The organism is uncultured Methanobrevibacter sp., from assembly GCF_902771435.1.
Lineage (GTDB): Archaea > Methanobacteriota > Methanobacteria > Methanobacteriales > Methanobacteriaceae > Methanocatella.
Window position 1 is genome coordinate 1 of the sequence record NZ_CACXXB010000026.1, and the last position, 26,200, is coordinate 26,200.

Sequence of the window (26,200 nt, forward strand, 5' to 3'; positions counted from 1 at the left end):
CTCCATATGGCACGGTGCTGTTGTAAGGGGAGATACAGACTCCATCACTATTGGAAACAATTCCAACGTTCAGGACAACTGTGTCGTTCACTGTACCAAAGGCTTTCCGGTGGTAATAGGAGAAAATGTTTCCGTCGGTCATGGTGCGGTAGTTCACGGCTGCAGGCTGGACGATAATGTACTGATTGGAATGAACGCAACAGTTCTAAACGGAGCACACATATCTAAAAATTCAATTGTGGGTGCCGGAGCAGTTGTAAGTGAAGGCAAGGAATTTCCAGAAGGCAGTCTGATTTTAGGCATCCCTGGACGTGCTGTAAAGGAACTCTCAGAAGAGCAGATCAGACATATCCAAGAAAATGCGGACAATTATGTCAAACTTTCTAAACAATATAAGGACGATTAGTAATGAAGGTTCCGGGCAAATCTCAGGGAGAGATTGCCGAACAGTTCGGATTGAATAAGGATGAAATCATTAAACTGGGGTCCAATGAAAATCCATGGGGTCCGTCTCCAAAAGCAATGGAAGCTATCAAGGCGGAAATCAAGTCAATTAACAGATACCCTGAATCCCAACTCCATGAACTTGTAGAGGAAATAGCCAAATATGCAGATGTTGATGAAAATCAGGTCATCATCGGAGGAGACGGTGCTGATGAAATCATCGATGTGCTTGCAAAGACATTCATTGATGAGGGTGATGAGTTCATCGTGCCTCTGCCGTCCTACATGTATTATGAATACCTGCTCCAGCAATACGGTGCCCGTCCGGTCTATGCAAGATGGGATCTGGATAAAAATGAGCTTGACGCAGATTCAATATTCGATGCAATCACAGACAAGACAAAAATGATTTTCCTGTGTTCTCCAAACAATCCTACAGGCACCCTGATTGAAAAGGAGGTTCTGTCAGATATTGCAGGCAAAAATCCCGAAGTATTAATCGTTATTGATGAAGCTTACTTTGAATACTCTGAGGTTACAAACAAGGACCTGATCAATGAATACGATAATATCTTCATCATCCGTACAATGTCCAAGGTACTGGGCCTTGCGGGAATGAGAATCGGTTACGGCCTTGCATGTGCGCAAATCATCGAGTACATGCACAGAATCAAACCGGTATTTTCACTTACAAGACTGTCTTTTGTAGCCGCTCTGAATACATTCAGGGACACAGAATACATCAGGGATTCCATTGAAAAGGGAATCCAGTCAAGGCAATACCTCTATGATGAGCTGTCCAAAATCGATTCGCTGAACGTTTTTCCTTCCAAATCCAATTTCATGCTGATTGGAATTAGGGACACAGGTTTTACCGCAAGTGAACTTGCACTGGAACTGATGAAAAAAGGAATAATCGTAAGGGACTGCACCTCATTTAAAGGTTTGGACGAGTACTGGATTAGAATAAGCATCTGTACTCTGGAAGAGGATAAAAAATTCATTGAAATCATAAAAGAGGTCTTAAACTAATGTATGTTGGCGGATCAGTAATTTCTTCAGTTGAGTTTCATGGAAACATGTCTCTGGTTCTTTTCATGTCAGGATGTCCCCTGACATGCAGATATTGCCACAATGTTGAACTTCTGGATGATAAAACGGAAAAATCTCTTGAAGAAATCAAAAAGGAAATAGACTCTTCAGCGGACTTTCTCGATGCCATTGTAATTTCAGGCGGCGAACCGTTAATGCAGACAGATGCTATAATTGAAATTTTCAGCTATGTAAGGCAGATTGGACTTAAGACAAAACTGGATACCAGTGGCGTATATCCAGATAAGATTAAACAGCTATTGGATTTGAAATTGCTGGATTTCGTTTCACTAGATGTCAAGACCACATTTTCAAAATACAGAAAAATCACAGGTTCCAATGTAGGCTTTCAGGTCAAAAAGTCCATGGAAATGATCAATGCGGACGAAAATGTCCACCTTGAGGTAAGGACAACTTACGTTCCGACATTGCACACAAAAAAAGATATAATTAATTTAGCAGATGAAATCGAAGCTGACATTTACACTATCCAACAGTTTAGAAATAAGAACGTTCTCGATCCAGCTTTGGAAAAGGTTGAGGTTCCAAATCCTCATGATTTAGCCGATTTGGCCCGTGAAATCAAGCCATACTTTGATGGCATAGTCAAAGTCAAATCAGCAGAATTCGGTGAACAGGTTATAGAATAGATTTTAAGGAGGAGTCAGATGCCAATTTTGTCATTTTCAAGTAATGATATTGATGTAATCACTGGTAAGAAAACCAGAACCATACGTAAAGCATGGAAAACTCCACTTAAAGTTGGGGACAGGCTCTATTGTTACTGGAATTTAGTTTCAAAAGAAAAAATGAAGATTTTTGAAGCGTTGGTGACTGATGTTGAAAACATTCCTTTTGAAGAAATCAAGGACAATGATGAGCTGGCTCGAAAGGAAGGTTTCAAGGATTCCTATGATATGATGAGGGAATTCAAAAAAATGTATGGCGGTCAAATCAGCGATAAGGATGAATTCCAGATAATCTATTTTGAAAAGCTTCACATTGACGAGTGGAAAGGTGACAAAATAGATGAAAAGGCAATGATTACCAAAAGGGCGGATATCCTTTTTGACAGCGGCAAGTTCGACAAATCCACAATGTGTTATGATGCCGCATTAAGGCTGGACCCGAACGATGTTTATCTGCTCAACAAGCAGGGCGATAATTTATCAAGGCTGGGCCAGTTTGACGAAGCCATCAGCTGTTATGACAAGGCTCTGGAAATAGAGCCGGATAATGAATACATTCTGAACAATAAGGCTATTGCACTTCTCAACGCAGGAAGAATCGAAGAAGCATATAAGGCAAGCACAATAGCTTATAACTATCGTCCGAGCAGTCCGATTGTTTTGTATTGGAGAGGATTCATTCTGGAAATGCTTGGAAGGTATGATGCCGCTTTGAGGGTATACGATAAGCTCATTGTCATTGACGGCGAAAACCCTGAAGTATGGAATGCGCGCGGAAACCTCTTGACCGATATGGGCAATCTTGAGGAAGCTATCGAATCATTTGACAAGGCAGTTGAAGTCTGTCTGGATGATTCGGATATGGATGCCAATGCAATCAACAGAATGGGCAATGCCTACATTGATCTGGGCAAATTTGATGAGGCGTTGGAATGCTTTAACAAGGCCATTTCATTGGAGAAAAATAACATTGATTTTTTACTTAACAAAGGTGTTGTATTGATGGAATTGGGCAAGTTTGAAGAGGCTGTTGATAGTTTTAACAAAGTATTGCTCAGAAATCCTGATAATGAAGACGCATTTTTCTTGAAAGAAGAATGTTTGGAAAACTTTTAAGCATTTGCATTTCATAATGTAGATGCCTTAATCTTATTTTATTTATTTTTTAGTTAACTTTCATTATTTTAAAAATAGCTATTAAATTTACAATAGTTTTAGGGGTAAGTGTAGTTTTAATTATATTTGAAATCAATATAATTAAAACAAATTCGGTGATGGTTTTTCGTGTTGATTATTTTTTGTATTTTTTGATTAAACCGATTCCCCAGTCAGTCATTTCATCAGCCTTTTCCTGTGAGTCGGACTCTGCAAAGCATCTGAAAATTGGTTCGGTTCCGGATGGTCTGATAATTACCCAACCATCATCTTTTAGGATTTTAACACCGTCTGTTAAGTCTAATTTGAAATCAGTAGTTTCCTGAATTTCTTTTGCAATGCTTGACATTACAAACTCTTTTTCATCATCAGGACATTCGATTTTCATCTTTTTGGCATAATATACAGGAAGTTCCGCTACCAATTCGGATAGAGGTTTTTTCTCCTTAGCCACAATCTCCAGGATTTTGGCAACGGTCATGACTGCATCTCTTCCGTAAACGAAATCAGGGAAAATGAGTCCTCCGTTTTCTTCTCCACCAAATAGTCCATCTTCATCTTTGAGTTTACGTGCTACAAGCAAATCTCCGACTGCAGTGGCTATGACTTCTCCGTTGTATTCCTCTGCAACATCATAAATTGCCTGGGATGTTGCAACGGTAGTGACAATTATTCCGCCGTTGTTTTCCTTAAGCATCTGCTTTTCAACAAGGGTGAATGTCTTGTCTCCCAAAACGAAATTTCCTTTCTCGTCAATGCAGATTGTTCTGTCGGCGTCCCCGTCGTGAGCAAGACCGATGTCTGCACCCAATTCCTTGACGACGCTGATGAGTTCCTGAAGGTTTTCCTCAATAGGTTCAGGGTCACGGCCAGGGAAAAATCCGTCGGCCTGGGCGTTGAGTGTTGTCACTTCACAGCCAAGTTTCCTAATCAGGTATGGGGCGGTGTAGCATCCTGCACCGGATCCGCAGTCAACAACCACTTTCAGTTTGGCGTTGCGGATAGCTTCGCCGTCCACTTTGGAGATTGCCTCATCAACATATTCCTCTATGATTTTGTCATTGTTGTAAATTTGACCGATTTCATGGAACGGTACCCTGTCCGGCTCTTCGTCAAAGTATAATTTTTCGATTGCCAGATCCATTTCGTCAGGTATTCCGATACCGAATTCATCTAAAAATTTAAGCCCGTTATATTGCGGAGGGTTGTGTGAAGCTGTTATCATCACTCCGCCGTCATAATATTTGCGGACGGCATACTGAACTCCTGGTGTAGGCAATATTCCTAAATCCACTACATCACATCCACTTGATAAAAGACCAGCTTTAACTGCTTCTTTCAACATCGGAGTGGAAGTTCTTGGGTCTCCTCCAACAGCCACGGTTCCCTTAACCAGTGTACCGTAACAGGCTGCAAGTCTTGATGCGAACTCGGGAGTCAAAACATCATTGGCGGTTCTTCTAACTCCAAAAGTTCCAAATAATCGTTTTTTATCAGACATGTTATTGTTTCCTATACATTTTAATATTGTTTATTTTTGTGTTTCAATCAATAAAAAGCTATTTATTATTTAATAATTTTCAGGCCGTCTCCGCCCGATAAAATTATTTCCAAATCAGAATTGTATTCTGTGATTTTGCCGGTGGCTTCAACTTTCCTGTCCTTGAAGTCATGAATGTCAAGGCTGTTCGACTGTATTTCGGCCAGCTGCTTTTCAAAGACTATCAGGGTCATCTGTCCGGTTCCATCATTTATGGTTAAAAAATAGCTGCTTTTGGAGTGGGAGGATGCGATGTCGGTTACAACGGCATCAATGCAAACCTCCTCGTCAACCATTCCACGGTCAATGTCCTCTATTTTGACTTTTTTCACTTCAATTGAAGGCGTAAAGATCAATAGGCCGATTATTCCAATCAGTGAAGTGACCAAAGCTATTCTCAATAGTTTGTCGTCTGTGATTTCCATACTTTTTCATTGTAGTTCCTGTTAAAAATAGCCGATAGGATTTCAACTTGTAAAATTTAATTAGGTGCATAAATATAGTATTAACCATGTTTGAAAATCTTACAAAAACTGAATTGTATGCAATCCTGGCAGGGGTTTTCACTGCATGTCTTATTATATCAAATATTATTGCCGGAAAGACATTTGACTTTTTTTCTTTTGTCCTTCCCTGCGGTGTGATAATATTTCCGGTAATCTACATTGTCAATGATGTTTTGGCTGAGGTATACGGATATGAAAAGGCCAGAAGGGTAATTTTACTTGGATTTTTCATGAATCTTATTGCGGTTATCTGCTATAGTGTGACAATCTGGCTTCCGGCTCCGGCATTTTTTGAAAATTCAGATGCCTTTAATGTCGTTTTGGGCTCCACTTTCAGATTGCTGGTGGCTAGCTTTGCAGCATATCTGGTAGGGTCTCTGGTCAATGCAAAACTGATGGTATTGATGAAAGGGTGGGATGAAGAAAAGCTCTTCCTGAGATGCATCGTCTCAACACTTTTCGGTGAAGGTTTGGATGCAGTTATATTTATTTTCATCGGATTTTATGGGACAATGCCTCTGGAGGCATTAATCTTGATGATTATAGCACAGGCATTGTTTAAAACATTATATGAAATTATAGTTTATCCTTTAACAAGACAAGTTATATTCCGAGTCAGGGCAATGCCTGAATATTAATTTCCTGTATTGTACATGGAAATTAATCTTTCAACGGTATCCGCATCCATCGGACTCTTGTCTTTTCTTATGTTTTTGACGACAGGGAACCTTAAGGAATATCCTGTTTCATATTCCGGTGATTCGACAATTTCGGAAAATGCAATTTCCAGCACTATCTTCGGCTCGACCTTGATTTCACGGCCCTTTGTTGAAATCTCAAGTTCCTTCATTTTTCCGGTCAGGTATTCCAGAGTGGCGTCATCAAGACCTGTTGCGGCATAGGCAACGGTTTTGAAATCATCATTTTCATCCCTTAGCGCAACCAGATATGATCCGACGAATTCTCCTCTTTTTCCTATACCGTAGGTTCCTCCTACAATTACCATGTCCAGGGTTTCAGGCTCTGCCTTATATTTGAGCATTTTCTTGCCTCTGAGTCCAGGAATGTAGGGTTCCTTGCAGTCTTTAATCATTATTCCTTCATGGCCTCCCTCTATGGAGGTTTCAAACAGCTCCTGAAGTTCGTCAATATTTTCCGGAGTTCCGACCTTCATGGGGCTCGTCAATCATCGGGACCTGGTAGTACAGCACGTCAAACAGGAACAGTTTCAGCGGCACATTTTCCATGGCCTCCTCCACATTATGCTTTCTTCTGACTCTGTGGAGAATGTTTTGGAACGGGAGAGGTTTCCCGTTTCTTGTAGCTATTACCTCACCTTCCACAATGTAGTCTTCATGAGGAAGGTATTCGTCAAACAGTTCAACGATTTCGGGAAGTGCATGGGTAATGTTTTCAAGTCTGCGGGTAAATATGTTAATTTCATCTCCGTTTCTGTGGACCTGCAATCTGATTCCGTCGTATTTTGTCTCACAAATTGCACATCCCATTTCCGGTATGATTTCATCAAGCGGCGGTGCCAATTGGGCAAGCATTGGCTTGACCGGTGTTCCCGGAGTCAGGTTAAGTTTTTTAAGTCCTTCGGCACCTTCCTCTTTGGCGGTTCTTGCAACAACTGAAAAGTCGTTTGTAAGCATCTGCGCTCTCTCGACTATGGCCTTGTCAATGTCAAACGCTTGGGCTATTGCATCCCTGACCACCCCGTCCCCGACACCGATTCTCAGCTCTTCGGTTATTGTACGGGTCAGGTATTTGGCCTCTGTTGCACTTGCCTGTGAGAGCAGCTCCAAAATGACTGCAATCTTGCGGTTGGTTGAACGTGATCCGCTGATTGTGGATAGCTTGCGCAGGCTATTGAATACGAAATCTATTGTAAGAGGCTGTGAGAAGAATGTCATCTGGGATTTTTTGGCGTATAATTTGATGCATGCAAGGCCGATGTCTCCTTCGTCACGCACTGCATCTTCAACGGCGGCCTGGGTTGTTCCGACAGCTTCGGCAACTGCCCTTTCAACCAGCTTTCCACCAATGCCTATTTCTTCTGAGCTCCATGCTGGAAATACGACACCCAAAATCAAGAGTCCCACCTTTTCAATGGTGTCGGAATCCAGTTTCTTTAGAAATTCTGAGATAATTTCAGTTTTCTCAAGCCTTTTGGTTGTTGCCTCAAGCGCTGAGTAGACGTCTACAAGTTCCTGATATTTCATCAGAAATCACCCTTTGCAATTTTTACAGCACAATATTCTCCGCACATTGCACACATTTCATCATCGTCAAGTTCACACTTGTCCCTGTACTGCCTTGGCTTGGATTTGTCCAGGGCCAAATCGAATTGTCTTTCCCAGTCAAATTCCCTTCTGGCCTTTGCCATGGCTTTCTCACGTGTCCATGCTGAATCAAGACCTTTTGCAACGTCTGCAGCTTCGGCCGCAATTTTGGATGCAATCACTCCCTCTTTCACATCTTCCAGACTTGGAAGTGAGAGATGTTCTGCAGGAGTCACGTAACATAGGAAATTGGCGCCTGCAGTTGCAGCAATCGCTCCGCCGATAGCTCCTGTAATGTGGTCATATCCTGGTGCAAGGTCTGTTACAAGCGGGCCTAAAACATAAAATGGGGCTCCGTGACAGACGGTTTTTTGAATTTCCATATTTGCCTTAATCTGGTTCAATGGCATGTGTCCTGGACCTTCCACCATGACCTGGACATTGGCATCCTGTGCCCTTTTGACGAGTCCGCCAAGGTTTACAAGCTCTTGAATTTGAGGGATATCGCTTGCATCAGCCAGACAGCCGGGCCTCAGTCCGTCCCCTAAGGATAGTGTGATGTCATATTCATAGGATAACTCCAAAAGGTAATCATAATTTTCATACAGCGGGTTTTCCTCACCGTTGTGGTTAATCCAGGAAGCCATGAAAGTTCCCCCACGGCTTACAATTCCCATCATCCTGTTGGCATCCTTCAGCTTTTGAACAAGGTCCTTTGTAATTCCGCAGTGGAGTGTCATGAAGTCCACTCCCTCTTTTGCCTGATTTTCAATGGCTTTAAAGATGTCGTCAGGGTCCATGTCGATGATTTCCTTGTTTTTAGCTAGAGTGACGACTCCCGCTTCATAGATTGGCACGGTTCCTATGCAAATGTCAACGGCTTCCATAATCTTTTTTCTGAATAGCTTCAAATCAGATCCGGTTGACAGGTCCATCAGTGCGTCGGCACCATATTCCTGAGCCAGTTTCGCCTTATTGATTTCAAGTTCAATGTCATCAATTTTGGATGATGAACCGATATTCGCATTGATTTTGGTCTTCAGGCCTTCACCGATTCCGCATGGCTTTGAATGTCCGTTTACATTTTTTGGGATTACGACCAATCCCTTGTCTATTAATTTAGCTAGTTTATTTGCATCTATATTTTCTTCTTTTGCAACATATTCCATTTCCGGAGTTATGTTTCCTTTTTGAGCTTCGCTTTTCTGAGTCAAATTTATCCCTCGAGTTGACTAATCATTAAAGATATTTCAAATTCATACTATATAGAATTTTTTTAAATTGTTAAATTTTATTGTCAATATATTTTTTATAATGAAAAAGGCATACAGTATTGTAAAGGTGGTTATATGGTAGAAGATAGACATGTGATAGAAACATTGGGAAAGGTTAAAGTGGTAATTGAAAACGGTGAGATAACCGAAGTGGGTTCATCAGACATGAAATACTGCCCTATGTTTCATGCAATGCATAAGGTGGATGAGCTGAACGAGGAATTCATCAGAAAAAACATCAATTTCAGAATAAAGGACTTTGGAATGTGCACTCCTGAAAGAGTGATTGAAATGGACGATTTGGTTACAGTTGGCATTTCTGAAATACTGAAAACAAACATGGAAAATGGAAGCATTGACTGTGTTGTCGGAGCATGTGACGGTGCCGGAACTGTAATAATGACAAATCCCCGTGTGGTTCAGGGTGTAGGCGGAAGGGTATCCGGCCTGATTAGCACAACACCAATTCATGAAGTCATTAAAAATCTCGAGAAAACTGATTCAATTGTCTTAAATCCAGATACTGCCGAGTTAAATCAGCTTGAAGGATTAAAAATAGCCCTTTCAAAAGGCTATAAAAACATTGCAATAACTGTCATACCTTCTCCTATGATTAGGGAGCTTCGTGAATATCCTCTTGATGATGATGTCAATGTTTATATTTTTGTTGCCCATACCACAGGCGTTGATGCCGAGGAAGCTGAAATGCTGTTTGAATATGGTGATATTGTAACTGCATGCGCCTCAAAAGAGGTCCGCAGATATGCTGATGAGCACCAAATATATTACTACGGAACCAAAGTGCCGATATTCTGTGCGACCGAGGATGGAAGAAGATTTCTGGACAATCGTCTTGAAAAAATTAATAAGCCGTTATCTACAAAAGATTATCCGAGGGATAAAAGCGATTCTCCTCATGAGTTGCTTTAAATGGAGGAATAATTATAAAGAAAATATTTTTTGATACTGAAACAACTGGTCTTAGCTGCATCAATTGCCAAATTATAGAACTGGCCATGATTACTGTCGTTGACGGTGAAATTGTAGACCAATATGATGAATTCATAAAATGTGAAAATCCATTAGATCCAAAAATAACTAAAATTACCGGCATTGATGATGAAACACTTGAAACTGAAGGGCTGCCTGAAGAGGTTGTTGCAAAGCATCTAAAGGAAATGTTCGATGAGGAAGCATTAATGATTGCCCATAATGCACAGTTTGATTTGTCTTTTATATATTTCCTGCTTAAAAGACATTTTCCTGACGAAGCTTACACTCTTGTTGAAAAGATGGCCTGGCTGGATACTCTGACTGTCCTTAAAGACCGCAAGGATTATCCTCATAAATTAATTGATGCAGTTGAACATTATGGTGTTGAAAAAGTTAATTTCCATCGTGCCATTGACGATACAAAAGCATTATATTGGGTTTATCAGAAATTAAAAGAAGAACGTGATGACTTATCAGAATATGAGAATGTTTTCGGATATAATCCTAAATATGGCATTGGAGGTAAGGAATTTAATTTTATAGAATATAAAAGACAGTATTATCACAATCGGGGATTGTTGCCTGAAAATATGATATTGCCAAGATTGTGATGGCTAATTTTGGAGGTTATGGGAAAGATGTCTGTATCTTTCCCACGATATGGTTAGAATTTAATAATCGTTAATGGAGGAATAGGAAGAAATTGTTGTTTTCTTCCTACATGTATTGAACTAGCTGTTCATCCTGGGGTTGGTTTCCAGGTTTTACTTTATCGATTGCTTCTTTAAAGTATTTATTAGGGATTTCACTGGCTTCGAGATTTTCTCTTAAGGCCAGCATTGCTGCTTCACGGCAAACTGATTCGATGTCTGCTCCAACATATCCGTCAGTTTGTTTGGCAAGTTTTTTAAGATCAACATCTTTTGCAAGAGGCATGTTTTTGGTATGTACTTTAAAGATTGCAAGTCTTGCTTCTTCGTCAGGTTCTTTGACTTGTATGTGTCTGTCAAACCTTCCAGGTCTCATCAAACCTGCATCCAGAATGTCCGGTCTGTTTGTTGCAGCTATGATTGCAACGTCTTCAAGTTCTTCCAAACCGTCCATTTCAGTCAGCAATTGATTTACTACTCTTTTTGTAACTCCACTGTCAGTATCATTTCCACTGCGTGCTCCGGCTATTGCATCAATTTCATCGAAAAAGATTACTGTTGGTGCTGCCTGTTTGGCTTTTCTGAATACTTCTCTGACTCCTTTTTCAGATTCTCCGACCCATTTGGAGAGAAGTTCAGGACCTTTCACTGAAATGAAGTTTGCTTCACTTTCGCTGGCCACAGCTTTTGCAAGCAATGTTTTACCGGTACCCGGAATTCCATAGAGCAATGTTCCTTTTGGAGGTCTTATTCCTAAGCGTTGGAAGGTGTCAGGATGTTTTAAAGGCCATTCGACTGCTTCTTTCAGCTCTTGTTTTACATCTTCAAGACCGCCGATATCATCCCATTTGATGTCAGGGATTTGAACGAGCACTTCTCTTAATGCGGAAGGTTGGATTTCTTTTTGAGCGTTTTTGAAGTCATCTCCTGTTACCACGATTTTTTCCATTATCTCTTTTGGAATTTCCTCGTCATTCTGGATTTCCGGCAGGATTCTTCTGACTACTCTCATTGCAGCTTCCTTACATAGGGATTCAAGGTCTGCTCCTACGAATCCGTGTGTGGTAGTTGATATTTTATCAAGATCAACATCTTCTGCAAGAGGCATGTTTCTTGTGTGGATTTCAAGAACTTCTTTTCTCTCTTCTGCATCAGGTACTCCGATTTCAATTTCCCTGTCGAATCTTCCAGGTCTTCTTAAAGCAGGATCGAGGGAATCAGGTCTGTTTGTTGCACCGATAACCACTACTTGTCCACGTGATTTAAGACCATCCATTAAAGTTAAAAGCTGAGCAACGGTTCTTCTTTCAGCTTCTCCATTGGTCTCTTCTCTTTTTGGGGCAATAGCATCCAATTCATCAATAAATATGATTGAAGGTGAGTTTTCTTCAGCTTCTTCAAAGTATTCTCTCAGGTTTTCTTCGGATCCGCCGACGTATTTGCTCATGATTTCAGGTCCATTTATTGCAATGAAGTGGGCATCACTTTCACTGGCTACAGCTTTAGCCAGTAATGTTTTACCAGTACCAGGTGGACCGTGCATCAATACTCCTTTTGGTGGGGCAATTCCGAGTTTTTCAAAGAGTTCCGGTCTTTTAAGAGGAATTTCAATCATTTCTCTTACTTTTTTGACCTCTTCTTTTAATCCTCCGATGTCTTCGTAGCTTACATCCACAAGGTTTCCGACACCTTCGATTTTGCTGACGTCTACCGGGGACTCGTGAAGCTGTACCTCGGTGTTAGGTCCTACAATGACGATGTCTTTCGGATTTGTGGACACGACTGCAAATTTGATTTCTTTCATTGCAGGTGTAAAGTCCATCAGTTCATCGAAAAGGCTGTTGAACCCTCTGTTCATGCTTGGTCTTGGTGCTCTGATTTGAGATCCGATGATGTCACCTTGCACCATTACTTTGCCTGCAAATAATCCTCGAACGTCTCCTTGTACACGGATATTATTTTCAATAGGGGCTAAAACAACTTTTTTAGCTTCTGTTGCTTTAGTTTTTTTAATTGTAACTTCCCCTCCGATTGTTGCTCCTGAATTTTTACGAACTAACCCATCGATTCTTATGACTCCAAGACCAATGTCGGTTTGGGAAGGAAGAGCGATTGCTGCAGTTCTCCTTTCCCCGACGATTTCAATCAATTCTCTTTCTTGTATGTTCAAATCGTCCATGACGTTAGGATCAAGTCTTGCTACTCCTTGTCCAACATCCTTTTGGGAAATTGCTTCTGCAACTTTTAATGTGATTTCATTTTCTGCCATGATATCATCTCCTTTTATGGCTGTGATGTATGTAATTGTAATGTCAAAATCTTTTTGTTACTTTTTGTAACTTTATTGACAAACATATCTGTGTATGTTTTACTATATAAAGGTTTCGGTTTTGAGGTTTCAAAAATTCCTTTTAAAAAGAGTTTATTTTTCTGTATTTAATGTAAATGGGTATATTTTTTTTAAATAAATTGTCTGATATTTTAAAATATAAAAATAATAAAAATGAGATGGTTGTAGGTTGATTAAAAATTTAATTACTTTTGGACAGTTTAATATTTGTTCGTATCAAATCGAACAAATTATCTTATGATTCCGCCGAAACCTGTGAACAGTTTTTTCACCTTTTCGATGTCTTCCTTTGAAAATGCTGTAACTTCAAAGGTTAAACTTATGGAATTCTCGTCAATCTGCGGACCGTTGTATGCGTCGGTCAGTTTGATGTCGATTATGTTTCCAATATTCATCACGGTTTTCTGTATGGTTTCAACATGAACGTTTTTCGGAAACATGCAGCTGATGGATTCGGTTTTCCTGTTCCAGTTTTCTATTTTCCATTGGTAAAGCTCGTTGTCAAGCATTATCCTGATATTTGCAATACGCAGTTTTTTGGTTTTTGTCCCATTTCTCAGCACTGCGGTTTTGCCGTCCACGCTTTCCAGAATTCCGGTGTGTATCTTGCCTGAATAAATATGCTTCAGTCCTATTTCCTTACCTATTGACTCGAATAATATGCTGTATTCATAGTTAAGTGCGCCTATTGCCTTATCACTTCTACCCAAAGCGTTTTTAATGTCGCCCATATGTTTTGTCGCATTAATTGCAATGTCAATGAATTTCTCCTCGTCTTTGCTGTTGATGGCATCCCTCAGTTCAATTGCAGCTTCAGTAAATGTATTTCTGATTTTCGCGCCGTTGGTATTCATGGACTGGATATTGTAGGTCAGATAAGGATTCTGTGAAACGATACGTGCAATCATGTCTATCATCAGGTTATAGATAGGACTTTCATAATCTTCAGTTTCAGATATGTCCACTTTTAATTTTTCTATGGCTGAAGCGGTTGAAATAAATGAAAAATGAGTTAAAACCTGCACAATGCTCATCATGAAATCATGTTTTTGGGCTGTAGTTTCAATCACTCTCATATTTTTGCTTTCAAGGTATCTGTAAACCCTATCATACCATTCGCCCTTCTTTTCGGGGGTCAGTACAATAACCTGATTGTCAAGCCTTGTGGTTCTGGGACCGAAAATAGGGTGGGTTGGAATATATTCGATGGTGTCCGGCAGCACTTCGCCCATTGTTCTGGTAGGTCCTTCCTTGACTGAAGTCACGTCAACCATGACTGAACCTTCCTTCATGAATGGGGCCACCTCCCTGATGACGTCACAGGTATGTTCTATTGGAACGGAGATGACCAGCATGTCACTTATATTGGCCAATCCAGCATTTGATTCAATATAACTGACGTTCATTTTATCAGCTACTGATCTGCCCTTTTTGTGATCTCTTCCGGTTATGTATACATCAAATTCATCTCTGAAATAGTAAATGAGGGTTTTACCTAAACCGTCACTACCTCCAATAATTCCAACATTCATGTAAATAGATTATGTTTTTATAATTAATAAGGTTATTATTCAAGCCGTTTTGCATGTGAAATATATTTGTCTTGGCAGGGTTCGATAAAATATATCGGATAATCATCTCAGCTGAGGGTATTTTGCGCAGGGACACATTAAATTAATTGCAAAAGGGGTAACTTACATTAATAAGGAAGTATAAAATATTTTTGAAAGCATGAAGATTATAAAACAAGACACAAAAGACGGAATAATTGAAGTGGTTCCGGAAACTTTAGATGATTTGTGGCATCTGTCCCATATCGTGGAAGTTGGCGACAATGCTTCGTCCAAGACAACCCGCCGTATCCAGGACAATACCGGAGATAAACTCAGAAGCGACAGGGGAGTCAAGAAAACATTTTATTTGGGATTGGATATTGAAAACATCAGTTTTCATTTGTTCACAGGCAAATTGAGGTTAACTGGAGTCATTACAAGAGGTCCTGAAGACCTGATTCCGCTCGGTTCCCACCACACATTGGAAGTTAAATTGAACACTCCTCTTACAATCCAAAAAGAAAAATGGCCGAAATGGGCTATCAACAGACTAAACCAGGCGATTGACGCTTCCAAAAAATTATCTGCAATAATTGTCGTTTTGGAAGATGATACTGCAACATTGGGATTGATGAGGCAATTCGGAATTGAATATTACGGGCCGATCAAGGGCAGCGTTTCAGGCAAAAGGATTGTGGATAAAAACCGCCAGAAAAACATCATCAAATTTTATGAAAAAGTCATTGAATCTATCGTTAAGTTTGATTCAATTCAAAATATCGTCATTGCAGGTCCAGGCTTTGTAAAAAATGATTTTTATGACTATTTAAAGGAAAAACATAAGGATTTGGCTAAAATATCCATCCTTGAAGCAACAGGTTCCGGAGGCCGTGTAGGAATCAGTGAAGTTTTGAAAAAGGGCACTGTTGAAAAACTGACGGCTGAAAATAGGGTGGCTTTTGAAATGGGTGCCATCAATAAATTACTGGAGCAAATCGGCAGAAATTCCTCTAAAATAGCTTATGGTCTAAAAGAAGTTAAGAATGCAATTAATATGGGTGCAGTTGGTGAACTTCTGATTTTGGATACTATGGTGGCAAGTGAAAACATGGGCGATTTGATGGACATGGTGGAAAATATGAAAGGTACTGTAATGGTCATCAGCAGTGAACATGAAGGCGGAAAACAGTTAGAGAGCCTAGGGGGTATGGCGGCTATTTTAAGGTATGAAATAGCTTAATATTTATATATAATTAACTATTTAATATATAATATATTAAATCTTACAATTTGGGAGTTATATGTATTCATCGATAGCATATGCATTAATTTTTGTTTTTATTCTGTCCGTAATAGGAACAGGAATTTTTGACATTATTTTTAGATTCTTTGGTAAAAGAGGTTATTTGGGAAATCTATACCCTAATGTCCGAGGAGGAATTCCAAGAGGCATTGGCTTAGTCCCATTTTTTATTTTAGCTTTATATTTCCTGCCGGGATATAATAGCCTTATTTTAATCATTGGTATTTTTGCATTCATCGATGATGTGCTGGGAAGAAAAAAATCGCCGTTCGGAATCGAATGGGGACAGCTTTCAAGAGGCATAGGAATTATTCTAGTGATTGTTGTAGGTCTCATTGAAGGTTATGGAATTTCTTCAATTTTCATTGCCTTGATGGTTCAGCCCCTTAACATATCTGATATGCAACCGGGCTCAACATGCATTGTCACTATTATAATGTCTTCTTTAACAATCGTGCTCATGCTGATTTTCGCATCTCCTGAAGTGGCTGAGCTTCCGGCAATATACACTCCGTTACTGATACTGGTAGTTTGTTTAGGGTACTGTCCTCTTGACTTCGCCGGCAAAATCATGCTGGGAGAAGTTGGTAATCATGTATTCGGTGTAGCATTGGGCGTTTCATTTTATCTGTTCGGAGGATTGCCTGGATTGATTGTAATGTTCATCATTACCACTGCACTAATTGCATTTGTGAGAAGAAACAATTTAAAAGTATTCTTCAGACGAAATTTAAGGTTATTGGACCCTACATTCGGTGATTACTTTATGGATGTTTTAACTGGTGGTGGATTGGGTGATTTATGCAGAAAACGTATTTTAAAAGATAAGCAGCCGGTGATTACCAATCCGATTTTAATACAATTAGGTTTTAGGAGACTGGCATATAATCCATATGCAACACATCCGAAAAGATATGTGCCTAGCAAAAAAACTCCAGCGAGATTAGGTAGGTAATTTAATGAAAGCATTGTTAATTGTTACTGGAAGGGGCTTAGGTGGAGATGCCGCTGTAGCTCTTAATTTAATTAAATCATTGGAAAAGAAAGGAGTTACCTGTGAAATCGCTCTCGACGAGACCGCTCCTGGATTATTATTTAAGAAGAACGGTTACTCCTGGCATAAAATATCCATTCCTCAGGCGGGAGGGCATTCTGCAACCAAACTTTCCGCAGCAAAAGGAGCTTCAAAATTAATATCCGCTACAAATAAAGCAAGAAAACTAATAAAAAGTCAAAATTACGATTTTGTTGTAGGTGTTTTAGGAGGAGGAGCTATTGTAGCTTCATTAGGTGCTAAAGCAGCTAGGACAAAAGCATTTTCATTAATTTCCACTCCTCTGGATTCAAAAGTTTGCCCTAAATTCAACGAATGTTTTATTTTGCCTGAACTGGACAAGTTCAGATGGGATGTGCTTCCTAAGAATATGGACAAGTCTTTTTATCCTCTGCCTCAGGATGCAGGAAATGGTGATGGCAAAGAAGCTCTTTTAAAATTAAAGGAATATCCTAATTTTGACGAGAACAAAAAGACAATAATATTTTCCTCAGGATCATCTATTTTTAAGGGAATGGTCGATGCGATTTGCAAAGTCAGTGATTCTACAGATGAGTATAATCTTGTTCTGGTAGGTATTCCGTTAGATGATGTCAGTCTGGATGATATTGAAGGTAAAAACATAATTTATGCGGGATATATTGACTGGATCAATCATTTATTCAAATTTGTCGATTTGGCGGTTTTAACTGATGACGGTGTTTCCCTTCAGGAGTCACTGTGCTGTGAAACTCCAATTGTTGCCCTTACTCATGTCAAATGGGGAAGATACCAGAATATGGCCGGAGTATTTAAGGGAGCCATTGTGGAATCTCCGGTTGATGATGTTTTTGAAAGCATAAAATACGCATTCGACAATTATGATTCCATAAGCAAAAGCGCTTCAAAATACGGTAAGCTATGCCTTGAGGCCAGTGATGTTCTGGCTGAAAAAATGATAAAAAAAGTTAATAGTGGTAGTTTATAACCACATATTTTTTATAATTTTATAATTGGAGTCTGTAGACGGATGGACTTCTAAAAAGTCACCATAATCATCTAAATCATAATCCATTCTCATTAGATATGAGAGATATGCCACATCACTTGTTGATGATGGGGATATTGAATCAATTCTATTTATTTTATTGTTTTTGCTGTCGAATTCCACTTCTGTGTATCCTGTTTCACCTACCAGAATATTCCAGAATGAACCCGGTCCGGCAATTCCAGGTATTCCGATTGTGGCCTTGTCATCATCAGGGCATTCGGATTTTTCATTTTTAACAAAACTCGCTTCCATGTTCAAACTTAATGTTTGAGGAATGCAGTTGTAGCTTACTTTATTTGCATACCCTGCCATGTTTCTTGCAGCTGTGATGCCCTCCATTCTAGCTACTGGTGTTAGCTGATATCCTCCAGTAACATCACCTGCAGCATATATATTCTCCACACTGGTTTTCATCATTTCATCTACTTTGATTGTTCTGTCACTGTTCAGCTCAACAATGTCCTGGGCAATTTCACTGTTTGGGGTTCTTCCTGTTGCGAAAAATGGAACTCCTTCAAGTTCCTTTCCGTCATCGGTTAAAACCTTGTCTTTAAACGCTTCACTGACATTTGTGTTTTCGATGATATTGACGTTTGGAATGATTTTTTTCAGGATGTAGCTTTTTGCATTCTCGCCGATTTCCTTTAAAAATGTTGATCTTGCAAGAACATTGACTTCGCTTCCTAATGTTGAATAGATATTAGCTATTTCACAGGCGATAATGCCTCCCCCAATGACATTCAGCTTTTCGGGAATCTTATCAATTTTTAAAATGTCCTTATTGGTGAGACCATATTCGCTGCCCTTTATGTCCGGAATAAATGGGCGCGCTCCTGTGGCGATGAGTAAATTTTCATATTCGAAGCTTTCCCCGTTCACATTAACTGTTTGCCCGTCAATGCTGGCTTCACCGTAGATGATGGTGTTTCCAACACTTTCATTTTCCATCTGGTTTAATTCACGAAGCATTTTCTGGGTTTCAACAATTTTTTCAACTATCTTTTCGTAGGAAATCTCTATCTGGCTTTTGATAAATCCATAATTGTTGAATTTGTTGTTTGAATCAATGAATTTTGTAATGTCGGTTAATGCACAGATAACCATGCATCCCTCATTTAGGCAAGTGCCCGCTATATGATTTTTTTCAATTAAAGTAACTTCTTTTCCAAGTTTTCCAAGCTGCATGGAACCTAATCTTCCTGCAGGGCCGGAACCAATAACAATATTTTCCATTAAAACACCTGTTTAGTTAATTTTATATAATATCAATTTAGTAAATATAATATATTAAAATTTTTGGAGATGGAATTATGTGTATCGCAGCACCTGCTCACGTTGTTGAAATTAATAGAGAAGAAAATTGGTTATATGCTGATTTTGGTGGAGCAAGACAACAAGCAAAATTAGACTTATTGCCTGAAGTTGAAGTTGGAGATTATGTTCTTATCCATGCAGGCTATGCAATTGAAAAATTAACTGAAGAAGCTGCTAAAGAATCTTTAGAAGCTTGGGAAGAACTTTTAGAAATTCTCGAAGAAGAAGACAAATTATTAGAACAAGAAAGAAATCAATAGATTGACACTCTTGTTACTCCTTTTATTTTTAAAAACTCATTTATTAAATCGCCTTTAACGGGTTCTTCTGTTATTATTGTTAATAATGGACTTTTTTGAAGCTCTGTATCTTCAGCATAAGCCTGTCTTATGCCAATATTTTTTTGCGTAATCAGATTTGTTGTTGCAGCCAGTATTCCCTCGCTTTCAGATCCCACTTCTATTTCAATGACTCCCAGTTCCAAATTCTTTGCAATATTCTTTAGAAGTGTTCCGGCAGGGATAATGTTTGAAAATAAGTTGTTTAATTCATCATCTTCTTGAATTATTTCGATTGTTGATTTGATTGCTCTTCTGTCAACATCTGCGGCAGTAGCTAAAGCCTTATCGCTTATTTTTAAGTTTCCGCAATAGATTTTGCCTTCTTCATTAATGCATAATCCCAATTCGATCATTTTTTCTGCAACTCTCATCCTTGCAGGATATTTTTTGAATTTTTCATTAATTTTTTCCCACATTTTAATCATCATTCCAACTTTTTGTACATTCAAGTTAAATTATGTCCGTGGAAGTATATAAAAATTGTCATAAAAATTTGTCATTTGGAAAGAAGTTTTTAAAAAGAGTAAAATTTTGATAAAATTGTCAGGAAAGGTGAAAAATTCTTAAAAATAGTTAGAAGTAGGCTAGATGGGATTCGAACCCATGACCTCCCGGTTATCAGCCGAGCGCGCTAACCAAGCTGTGCCACTAGCCTATGAAATATGTGTGACAGTTAACTGTCAACACTTATACTTATATTAATTACTATATATAACCCTTTCGGTTATTCATAGAATTAATTAAGATTTTTGAAAATTTATCTATTAATCATTTCGTTAATGGAGTCTGCCATAGCATGTCCTTCAACGATAATTTTTGCATTTTCAATACCTTCAACGTTTTCAGCTCTGATTTTAGCATCAGCTGCAATACGTGTGATACTCATACAACCAGGGTTGGTTGGTTTGAGGGTAATTTCAGCTTGATCTCCATCTACAGTAATATTTTGTACAATACCCATTTCTACAATGCTTACGCCCATGTGAGGGTCGTTGATTACAGAAACAGCATCTTTAATATCATTCACTAAATCTTCTGACATAAGTTGTCTCCTAATTTTTTGTATTTATGTATTTTTTATTAATGGTATATAAATTATTTTACTCGATGTTTAATTTTCACACCAATACCATTGTCACATTCTTCCATTTCACGGCCAGTCATTATAGCTTTACCGACTCCAACGACATCATCATCTTTAACTACAACCACTTCATCGTTTGGAATAATATTATGGTCTGCTTTATCAATTCCCGGAGCAAAAACAGTATTTGTGGTTAAATCAAAATCAATGTTGACAATATTGATTCCCAAATCCTTTAAAATTTCTCCACCAGGTAAATTTAATCTGAATAATCCATAATCCTTATTTAATAGTGCCAATTGGGTTCCACTTGACAAAACTCTTTTATGATACATTCCCTTGGTTTTAACATTGTCCGGAATGAATTTGTCTCCATTCTCACCAAATTGATATTTTGCAATTGACCTTAACTCATGCAGTGTTTTTTCTCTTCGGTTAACTCTTTGATGCTTTTTAAGTTCCATTCTTAAATTATATAGTGAATCCGGTGAAGTAGGTCTTTCATCAACACATACATTCACAAAATCATCAAGATATGCTTCTGCGGATTGCAAATATCCTCCTGCAAGATTGGCTACAACGGTTTTTCCTTTTGTATACCTTTCTATTAGTTTTCCGGTCTCTTCGATTTCATCTGCTGACCATTTGCCGGTTGTACTCACGTCATAGGATTGTATTGGAAATGTATTTTCAAGCTCTCTCGGACAAATTCCAAATGGGGATGTTACAATCAGCTCCTGGTAAGACCTTGTCAGCTTTCTGAATTTCTGATGTGATTTTGAATTGGAATAAGGTTTTTTCATACTGCAGGGCAATAGAACAACAGTGTCCCCGAGAGGCTCCATCATTTCCATTCTTTGTCTCCATCTCACCGCTTCCGGACGGTACAGGGATTCTTCGCTTGAGCATATCACTTTCATTTTTATTCCTCAAATGGTTTAATTAATTCATTATCAAGTTCAATTAATCTTTTAATATTGTCTTCAGGATTTTCTATTCGTCTTTTCCATTTTTCTATGACAAAATCAAGATCCACTTCCTCACTGCCGCTCACCAGATTATCTGCATGCGCAACAATTTTTTCTTCAAGCGTTTGCGGAACATATGATTTTTCTCCAAGGCCCAAATCTTTGGCTTCGCTTTCTGTGATTCCCGCGCCAATGTGTCTTTCAATGATATTCAGGACATCCTCTCCATATCCATATCCTCTGGCAATTTCAACCCCTGCAATTGCATGGGTGATGCCATGAGTCCGGGACCTGCCAATATCATGTAAAAGCGCTCCTTTTTTGATTAAATCATAATCTGCATTGTCAAAATTAGAAGCTATTTTCATAGCTTTCGCACAGACTGCTTTTGAATGTTCGATGACATTTTCAGGAGTATTTTCTTTTTTAAGTAATTCAATCTCTCTATTCATCGTTTTTCTACTTTTTTGTTGAATGCTTTCAAATCTTTATCAATTTGTTTTATTTGGCCTTCGATGTTTTCTATTATTGGTGCATTGTCCTGGAATTCCACTTCCTCTCCACATGGACAGAAGAAGTCCTCATCGGAGGCTTCATCAAAATTGTATCTGACATGACCAAGAGGGCAGACGAAAAATATGTTGTTTCTTTCCTCTTCTAATGTTGCATTCAGATTTGATTTTTTCTCTTCGCAGTCTCTTATAATTTTATTAATCAATTCTTCTTCATCGAATTTCCAAGAATAAGTAAACCACTGGGTTTCAGGGTTTTTACTTCTTTTATAATTAGCAATTTTTAAATCATAAAGTTTGTATAATATTTTTCTGACAATATTCAATTTGATGCCGGTTTTCTCAGCAATCTCTTCATCGGTTTCAACACCGTCAATTAAGGATTGAATGATTGGTATGATGGTTTTTTCAACAGTATTTTTAATATCCTCAGCAATGTATTGAATTTCTTCAGGAGGAAGTTCCAATGCTCGTATGAGATTATCAATTCCTTCGGGGATTTCTTCTTCAGGATATCTTTCCCTAAAATTTTTTTTAAGAGTTTCTTCGTGGTCTTTTTCAACAATTTTTGATAATAATTCCTTCACTAATGGATCTTCTATCATTTATTTTCCCCTATGCATTAATAGTTTATATTATCATATTTGAAAATGAAAAATAATAAAAATATAAATTATGATAAAATACTATTGTTTAGTTTTGTTTTTTTTATTATAAAAACATAACTAATTTATTTCTATTTTTAAAAAATCAGTAGTCATTTAAAACATCCAACATATTTTCAATAATATAATCGACTTCCTCATCAGTCAATGTGGAATATATCGGCAGACTAATTTCATTTTTAAACAGGTTGTATGCATTAGGATAATCATCAATATCGAAGCCTAAATTTTTATAGGCAGTCAATAGCGGAAGCGGTTTGTAGTGAACGTTGGTGCTTACTCCCCTTTCTTCCATTTTGATTATGATTTCATTTCTATCTTCCAATGTGGCATCCTTGATTCTTGTAAGATACAGGTGTCCTGATGATTTTGAGGATTCTGTTGTGTGCACAGGTGTAATTAATTTGGAGCCTGCAAAGCCCTTTTCATATTTTTCAATAATTTCATGCCTTCTTTTTAACATGGAGTCATATCTCTCGATTTGCGCAAGTCCGATGCCCGCCTGCACGTCAGTCATGTTGCATTTATATGCCGGAAGAAGAATGTCATATTCCCATGATCCCTTTTGGGTCTTTTCCAGTGCATCCTTGGTCTGTCCGTGAAGTGAGAGAATTTGATACTGCTTGTAGATTTTTTCACTGTCCAATCCGTCATGATTTTTCCAGGTTACAGCTCCTCCTTCTGCGGTTGTTAAGTTTTTAACGGCATGGAATGAAAAGCAGGTGAAATCAGCAATGCTTCCTGCTTTTTTGTCATTTTGAACGGCGCCAAATCCATGAGCGGAATCGGCAACAACAATTATTCTGTCGAAAGCTTTTTGAATGTCGTTGTTTGCTGTGAACAGCTCTTTTTTGCTTTCGATTATTTCAAATATTTTATCATAGTCACATAAAATTCCGGCAATGTCAACTGGTATTATGACTTTGGTTTTGTCTGTAATTGCATTGCTCATCAATTCATAGTCCATTTCCTGTTTGTCTTTCTGGCTGTCCACCATTACGGGTGTTGCTCCAACATGGCAAATTACGCTGCATGTTGCGGTGTAGGTGTAAGCCGGTACAATAACTTCATCCCCCTTTCCGATGCCGAGCAATCTCAAGGTCATTTCAAGAGCGGTGGTTGCAGCACTCAAACAGACTGTTTTGTCGCTGCCGCAATACTCGGTTATTCTTCTTTCAAATTCCTTTGTTTTCGGTCCGGTTGTAATCCAACCTGATTTCAATGCTTCGACTACTTCTTCAATTTCTCTTTCTGTTATATCCGGGGGTGAAAATGGTATGTTCATATGTTATCTCCGTTGACTTCTTGTGGATTTTTATAGGTAGGAACACATTCTCTGATTGTGCCCTTAATTATTTCTTTATCGTTAATGTCATTGTCCAGGATGTATCTAAATTTATCCAGTTTTTCCTCAATATCATCCATTGTAAATTCCATAGGTTCTGTGATGAATATCTTTTCGTGGTTGGTCTCTTCAAGATTTTCCTCATCCATCAACAATTCCTCATATAGTTTTTCTCCAGGCCTCATGCCTATAATTTCAATTTCGATGTCTTCTCCCAGTTTCAGTCCTGATAATTCAATAAGGCTTGTTGCCAGGTCATAGATTTTTACAGGTTCGCCCATATTCAACACGAAGATTTCTCCGCCCTTTGCATATGTGATTGACTGTAAAACCAATGCAACGGCTTCAGGTATTGTCATGAAAAATCTGGTGATTTCCTTATGGGTTACTGTAACAGGTCCTCCTTCAGCAATCTGTTTTTTGAATAATGGGACAACTGATCCGTTACTTCCCAAAACGTTTCCAAATCTCACGGCAACATATTCGGTTTCACTTTCCTTATCCTTTGCCTGGATAATCATTTCACACATTCTTTTGGTGGCGCCCATTATGTTTGTAGGGTTCACTGCCTTGTCTGTTGAAATTAAAATGAACCTTCTGGTTTTGAATTTATCGCAGGCTTCTACAAGATTGTATGTTCCGAACACGTTGTTTTTAATCGCTTCAGTTGGGTTATTCTCCATCAGGGGCACATGTTTGTGTGCGGCGGCATGGAAAACAATTTCAGGGTGATATTCTTCAAACAAATCGAATATTCTCTGCTTGTCTCTGATATTTGCAATTATTGCCTTGATTTCGTTATTGGGGTATTTTGCCTTCAGTTCCAATTCAATGGAATACAGACTGTTTTCATAAATGTCCAGCATTAATAATAGCTTTGGATTGTGGAGCATTATCTGTCTGCAAAGCTCCTCACCGATGGAACCTCCTCCACCGGTCACTAAAACAATTTTATTTTCAATTAAACTTTTAATGTTATTGTTGTCAAGTCTGATAGGGTCTCTTCCAAGAAGATCCTCAATTTCAATATCCCTTAAGCTATGGTAAAGATTTTCCTCAGTGATGAGTTCCCTCAAATCAGGCAATACCTTAACCTTGGCGTTTGTTCGGTTACATATCTCAAGGATTTCCTTTTTGTTTTTATTGTCGATTGTCACTATTGAAAAGAAGATTTCATCGACATCATACTGTTCACAGATTCTTTCTATGTCATTTCTTGTTCCGATAATTTTTACTCCTGCTACTGAATAGCCCATACGTTTTTTGTTGTCGTCGATGATTCCTACAATGTTATATTCCCCTTTTAATGTGGAATTCAAAGTTTTAATGATGTCATTTGCGGAATATCCTCCTCCGATAATGAGCAGTTTCTTTTGATTTTCAGGAGTGTAGTTAATTCCCTTGTTTACAACGTCTGCCAGCAGGACATATTTTGTCAGTAGGCGTGAAGCAACAATTATCAAACCGATTATCACACCGACAATTAAGTTAAGTTTGATTGAAGGGTTTTTCATCTTCAGAACCAATTCTTCAATCAGGGATACGATGAGTGTTGAAATTACTGAAAGTATGATATATATTATATAATCCTGATTGTTTTCATATCTAATGATGGTATTGTATCTTTTGAATATTCTAAATACAATTTGGAAAACAATAATTGCCAATATTATGCTTATAAAAATTTCATGCATGGTTACTTTGCTTGTCGGATTCATCAGAAATGAATCTGTGATGATAACAGACATCAGGTAGTATCCTAAAATGATTGCAACACAATCGGCCAAAGGTAACAGGAAATTTCTATATTTACCGAACGTATCAACTTTCATAACTATCAAACTTTCAATTTTTTTATCAGAATTATGCTGTAATTTCAGACTTTTAATTTTATTCTATTAAAAATATATTTTTATAACTTGTTAAATATAAAATTTTCTTCGAATTCTAGTAAGACTCTTTCAAAAACTTTGTTGATTTTCATAATCCTTTTTGCGGTTGTCATTCCAAATTAGATCTCTGCGATAGATTCGTTTTAAAACACCTCGTGTGG

Annotated in this window: 24 protein-coding genes, 1 tRNA gene and 1 pseudogene; 11 read left to right on the forward strand and 15 right to left on the reverse strand. The window is 38.4% G+C overall.

The window, feature by feature from the left end; all coding sequences use genetic code 11:
• The 4 genes from QZU83_RS07725 to QZU83_RS07740 form a co-directional block, all read left to right on the forward strand.
• Positions 1 to 406: gamma carbonic anhydrase family protein (locus QZU83_RS07725; protein WP_295611017.1), on the forward strand; the 406-nt coding region annotated here is incomplete at its 5' end.
• Between the two features lie 2 nt (positions 407 to 408).
• Positions 409 to 1,476 (forward strand): histidinol-phosphate transaminase, encoded by a 1,068-nt coding sequence (hisC, locus tag QZU83_RS07730; protein ID WP_295611019.1) that lies wholly within the window; start codon positions 409 to 411, stop codon positions 1,474 to 1,476.
• Complete coding sequence (locus tag QZU83_RS07735) at positions 1,476 to 2,186, forward strand: anaerobic ribonucleoside-triphosphate reductase activating protein (RefSeq protein WP_295611021.1); 711 nt, start codon at positions 1,476 to 1,478, stop codon at positions 2,184 to 2,186. The genes hisC and QZU83_RS07735 overlap by 1 nt, the downstream gene beginning before the upstream one ends.
• Before the next feature lie 18 nt (positions 2,187 to 2,204).
• Entirely contained in the window at positions 2,205 to 3,341 is a 1,137-nt protein-coding gene (locus QZU83_RS07740; RefSeq protein WP_295611023.1) for a tetratricopeptide repeat protein, read from the forward strand.
• A 175-nt stretch (positions 3,342 to 3,516) separates the two neighbouring features.
• On the opposite strand, the gene glmM is transcribed toward QZU83_RS07740, so the two are convergent.
• Together glmM and QZU83_RS07750 are read right to left on the reverse strand one after the other, a co-directional pair.
• On the reverse strand, positions 3,517 to 4,881 hold the full coding sequence (glmM, locus tag QZU83_RS07745; protein WP_295611024.1) for a phosphoglucosamine mutase: 1,365 nt from the start codon (positions 4,879 to 4,881) through the stop codon (positions 3,517 to 3,519).
• A gap of 65 nt (positions 4,882 to 4,946) precedes the next feature.
• Positions 4,947 to 5,345, reverse strand: coding sequence for an OB-fold nucleic acid binding domain-containing protein (locus tag QZU83_RS07750; protein WP_295611026.1), 399 nt, complete (start codon positions 5,343 to 5,345; stop codon positions 4,947 to 4,949).
• A gap of 86 nt (positions 5,346 to 5,431) precedes the next feature.
• Between QZU83_RS07750 and QZU83_RS07755 the strand changes: the two genes are divergently transcribed.
• Positions 5,432 to 6,064 (forward strand): queuosine precursor transporter, encoded by a 633-nt coding sequence (locus QZU83_RS07755; protein ID WP_295611027.1) that lies wholly within the window; start codon positions 5,432 to 5,434, stop codon positions 6,062 to 6,064.
• On the opposite strand, the pseudogene QZU83_RS07760 reads toward QZU83_RS07755, so the two are convergent.
• Both QZU83_RS07760 and thiC read right to left on the reverse strand, forming a co-directional pair.
• Positions 6,061 to 7,651 (reverse strand): annotated as a pseudogene (locus QZU83_RS07760) (ATP-dependent DNA ligase). The gene QZU83_RS07755 and the pseudogene QZU83_RS07760 overlap by 4 nt on opposite strands.
• Entirely contained in the window at positions 7,651 to 8,925 is a 1,275-nt protein-coding gene (gene thiC / locus QZU83_RS07765; RefSeq protein ID WP_295611028.1) for a phosphomethylpyrimidine synthase, read from the reverse strand. The pseudogene QZU83_RS07760 and the gene thiC overlap by 1 nt, the downstream one beginning before the upstream one ends.
• A gap of 135 nt (positions 8,926 to 9,060) precedes the next feature.
• Here thiC and QZU83_RS07770 point away from each other — a divergent pair, with 135 nt between their 5' ends.
• Both QZU83_RS07770 and QZU83_RS07775 read left to right on the forward strand, forming a co-directional pair.
• On the forward strand, positions 9,061 to 9,915 hold the full coding sequence (locus QZU83_RS07770) for a methanogenesis marker 8 protein (RefSeq protein ID WP_295611030.1): 855 nt from the start codon (positions 9,061 to 9,063) through the stop codon (positions 9,913 to 9,915).
• Between the two features lie 23 nt (positions 9,916 to 9,938).
• Positions 9,939 to 10,589: a PolC-type DNA polymerase III gene (locus QZU83_RS07775; RefSeq protein ID WP_295611052.1), complete on the forward strand. Its 651-nt coding sequence runs from the start codon at positions 9,939 to 9,941 to the stop codon at positions 10,587 to 10,589.
• Between the two features lie 106 nt (positions 10,590 to 10,695).
• Here QZU83_RS07775 and QZU83_RS07780 read toward each other — a convergent pair whose 3' ends face one another.
• Together QZU83_RS07780 and QZU83_RS07785 are read right to left on the reverse strand one after the other, a co-directional pair.
• Entirely contained in the window at positions 10,696 to 12,897 is a 2,202-nt protein-coding gene (locus tag QZU83_RS07780; RefSeq protein ID WP_295611032.1) for a CDC48 family AAA ATPase, read from the reverse strand.
• A gap of 311 nt (positions 12,898 to 13,208) precedes the next feature.
• On the reverse strand, positions 13,209 to 14,510 hold the full coding sequence (locus QZU83_RS07785; RefSeq protein ID WP_295611033.1) for a prephenate dehydrogenase: 1,302 nt from the start codon (positions 14,508 to 14,510) through the stop codon (positions 13,209 to 13,211).
• Positions 14,511 to 14,709: 199 nt separating this feature from the next.
• Between QZU83_RS07785 and QZU83_RS07790 the strand changes: the two genes are divergently transcribed.
• From QZU83_RS07790 to QZU83_RS07800, 3 genes are all read left to right on the forward strand, one after another.
• Positions 14,710 to 15,771 carry an mRNA surveillance protein pelota gene (locus QZU83_RS07790; protein WP_295611035.1) on the forward strand — a complete coding sequence of 354 codons (1,062 nt, stop codon included), beginning with the start codon at positions 14,710 to 14,712 and terminating at the stop codon, positions 15,769 to 15,771.
• 61 nt (positions 15,772 to 15,832) lie between these two features.
• Positions 15,833 to 16,789: a cell wall biosynthesis protein gene (locus QZU83_RS07795; RefSeq protein WP_295611037.1), complete on the forward strand. Its 957-nt coding sequence runs from the start codon at positions 15,833 to 15,835 to the stop codon at positions 16,787 to 16,789.
• 4 nt (positions 16,790 to 16,793) lie between these two features.
• On the forward strand, positions 16,794 to 17,855 hold the full coding sequence (locus tag QZU83_RS07800) for a glycosyltransferase (protein WP_295611038.1): 1,062 nt from the start codon (positions 16,794 to 16,796) through the stop codon (positions 17,853 to 17,855).
• Here QZU83_RS07800 and QZU83_RS07805 read toward each other — a convergent pair.
• Complete coding sequence (locus QZU83_RS07805) at positions 17,850 to 19,151, reverse strand: NAD(P)/FAD-dependent oxidoreductase (protein ID WP_295611040.1); 1,302 nt, start codon at positions 19,149 to 19,151, stop codon at positions 17,850 to 17,852. The genes QZU83_RS07800 and QZU83_RS07805 overlap by 6 nt on opposite strands.
• 77 nt (positions 19,152 to 19,228) lie before the next feature.
• Here QZU83_RS07805 and QZU83_RS07810 point away from each other — a divergent pair, with 77 nt between their 5' ends.
• On the forward strand, positions 19,229 to 19,492 hold the full coding sequence (locus tag QZU83_RS07810; RefSeq protein WP_295611041.1) for a HypC/HybG/HupF family hydrogenase formation chaperone: 264 nt from the start codon (positions 19,229 to 19,231) through the stop codon (positions 19,490 to 19,492).
• Here QZU83_RS07810 and QZU83_RS07815 read toward each other — a convergent pair.
• The 8 genes from QZU83_RS07815 to QZU83_RS07850 all read right to left on the reverse strand — a co-directional run bounded on the left by QZU83_RS07815 (position 19,486) and on the right by QZU83_RS07850 (position 25,979).
• Entirely contained in the window at positions 19,486 to 20,001 is a 516-nt protein-coding gene (locus tag QZU83_RS07815; protein ID WP_295611054.1) for an amino acid-binding protein, read from the reverse strand. The two genes, QZU83_RS07810 and QZU83_RS07815, sit on opposite strands and share 7 nt — an antisense overlap.
• Before the next feature lie 152 nt (positions 20,002 to 20,153).
• Positions 20,154 to 20,228, reverse strand: a tRNA-Ile gene (locus QZU83_RS07820).
• Between the two features lie 102 nt (positions 20,229 to 20,330).
• The gene (locus QZU83_RS07825; RefSeq protein WP_295611043.1) at positions 20,331 to 20,615 is read right to left on the reverse strand and encodes a metal-sulfur cluster assembly factor; all 285 of its coding nucleotides are present in this window, start codon (positions 20,613 to 20,615) and stop codon (positions 20,331 to 20,333) included.
• Between the two features lie 53 nt (positions 20,616 to 20,668).
• Positions 20,669 to 21,577, reverse strand: coding sequence for a DUF5591 domain-containing protein (locus tag QZU83_RS07830; RefSeq protein ID WP_295611045.1), 909 nt, complete (start codon positions 21,575 to 21,577; stop codon positions 20,669 to 20,671).
• A gap of 2 nt (positions 21,578 to 21,579) precedes the next feature.
• On the reverse strand, positions 21,580 to 22,077 hold the full coding sequence (locus QZU83_RS07835) for a TIGR00295 family protein (protein ID WP_295611046.1): 498 nt from the start codon (positions 22,075 to 22,077) through the stop codon (positions 21,580 to 21,582).
• Positions 22,074 to 22,583, reverse strand: a complete 510-nt coding sequence (gene tfe / locus QZU83_RS07840; protein ID WP_295611055.1) for a transcription factor E — start codon at positions 22,581 to 22,583, stop codon at positions 22,074 to 22,076. Before tfe ends, QZU83_RS07835 begins: the two co-directional genes overlap by 4 nt.
• 304 nt (positions 22,584 to 22,887) lie before the next feature.
• Entirely contained in the window at positions 22,888 to 24,087 is a 1,200-nt protein-coding gene (locus QZU83_RS07845; RefSeq protein WP_295611048.1) for a DegT/DnrJ/EryC1/StrS aminotransferase family protein, read from the reverse strand.
• A complete protein-coding gene (locus QZU83_RS07850) occupies positions 24,084 to 25,979 on the reverse strand; it encodes a nucleoside-diphosphate sugar epimerase/dehydratase (RefSeq protein WP_295611050.1) in 1,896 nt (631 codons plus the stop codon). Before QZU83_RS07850 ends, QZU83_RS07845 begins: the two co-directional genes overlap by 4 nt.
• Positions 25,980 to 26,200: the final 221 nt, after the last annotated feature.

What these genes read in the sequence shown, in the direction of transcription:
- hisC (WP_295611019.1), top strand. Translation starts at nt 409, where the DNA reads ATGAAGGTTCCGGGCAAATCTCAGGGAGAGATTGCCGAACAGTTCGGA.
- QZU83_RS07735 (WP_295611021.1), top strand. Translation starts at nt 1,476, where the DNA reads ATGTATGTTGGCGGATCAGTAATTTCTTCAGTTGAGTTTCATGGAAAC.
- QZU83_RS07740 (WP_295611023.1), top strand. Translation starts at nt 2,205, where the DNA reads ATGCCAATTTTGTCATTTTCAAGTAATGATATTGATGTAATCACTGGT.
- glmM (WP_295611024.1), bottom strand. Translation starts at nt 4,881, where the DNA reads ATGTCTGATAAAAAACGATTATTTGGAACTTTTGGAGTTAGAAGAACC.
- QZU83_RS07750 (WP_295611026.1), bottom strand. Translation starts at nt 5,345, where the DNA reads ATGGAAATCACAGACGACAAACTATTGAGAATAGCTTTGGTCACTTCA.
- QZU83_RS07755 (WP_295611027.1), top strand. Translation starts at nt 5,432, where the DNA reads ATGTTTGAAAATCTTACAAAAACTGAATTGTATGCAATCCTGGCAGGG.
- QZU83_RS07770 (WP_295611030.1), top strand. Translation starts at nt 9,061, where the DNA reads ATGGTAGAAGATAGACATGTGATAGAAACATTGGGAAAGGTTAAAGTG.
- QZU83_RS07780 (WP_295611032.1), bottom strand. Translation starts at nt 12,897, where the DNA reads ATGGCAGAAAATGAAATCACATTAAAAGTTGCAGAAGCAATTTCCCAA.
- QZU83_RS07785 (WP_295611033.1), bottom strand. Translation starts at nt 14,510, where the DNA reads ATGAATGTTGGAATTATTGGAGGTAGTGACGGTTTAGGTAAAACCCTC.
- QZU83_RS07790 (WP_295611035.1), top strand. Translation starts at nt 14,710, where the DNA reads ATGAAGATTATAAAACAAGACACAAAAGACGGAATAATTGAAGTGGTT.
- QZU83_RS07795 (WP_295611037.1), top strand. Translation starts at nt 15,833, where the DNA reads ATGTATTCATCGATAGCATATGCATTAATTTTTGTTTTTATTCTGTCC.
- QZU83_RS07800 (WP_295611038.1), top strand. Translation starts at nt 16,794, where the DNA reads ATGAAAGCATTGTTAATTGTTACTGGAAGGGGCTTAGGTGGAGATGCC.
- QZU83_RS07805 (WP_295611040.1), bottom strand. Translation starts at nt 19,151, where the DNA reads ATGGAAAATATTGTTATTGGTTCCGGCCCTGCAGGAAGATTAGGTTCC.
- QZU83_RS07810 (WP_295611041.1), top strand. Translation starts at nt 19,229, where the DNA reads ATGTGTATCGCAGCACCTGCTCACGTTGTTGAAATTAATAGAGAAGAA.
- QZU83_RS07815 (WP_295611054.1), bottom strand. Translation starts at nt 20,001, where the DNA reads ATGATGATTAAAATGTGGGAAAAAATTAATGAAAAATTCAAAAAATAT.
- QZU83_RS07825 (WP_295611043.1), bottom strand. Translation starts at nt 20,615, where the DNA reads ATGTCAGAAGATTTAGTGAATGATATTAAAGATGCTGTTTCTGTAATC.
- QZU83_RS07830 (WP_295611045.1), bottom strand. Translation starts at nt 21,577, where the DNA reads ATGAAAGTGATATGCTCAAGCGAAGAATCCCTGTACCGTCCGGAAGCG.
- QZU83_RS07835 (WP_295611046.1), bottom strand. Translation starts at nt 22,077, where the DNA reads ATGAATAGAGAGATTGAATTACTTAAAAAAGAAAATACTCCTGAAAAT.
- QZU83_RS07845 (WP_295611048.1), bottom strand. Translation starts at nt 24,087, where the DNA reads ATGAACATACCATTTTCACCCCCGGATATAACAGAAAGAGAAATTGAA.
- QZU83_RS07850 (WP_295611050.1), bottom strand. Translation starts at nt 25,979, where the DNA reads ATGAAAGTTGATACGTTCGGTAAATATAGAAATTTCCTGTTACCTTTG.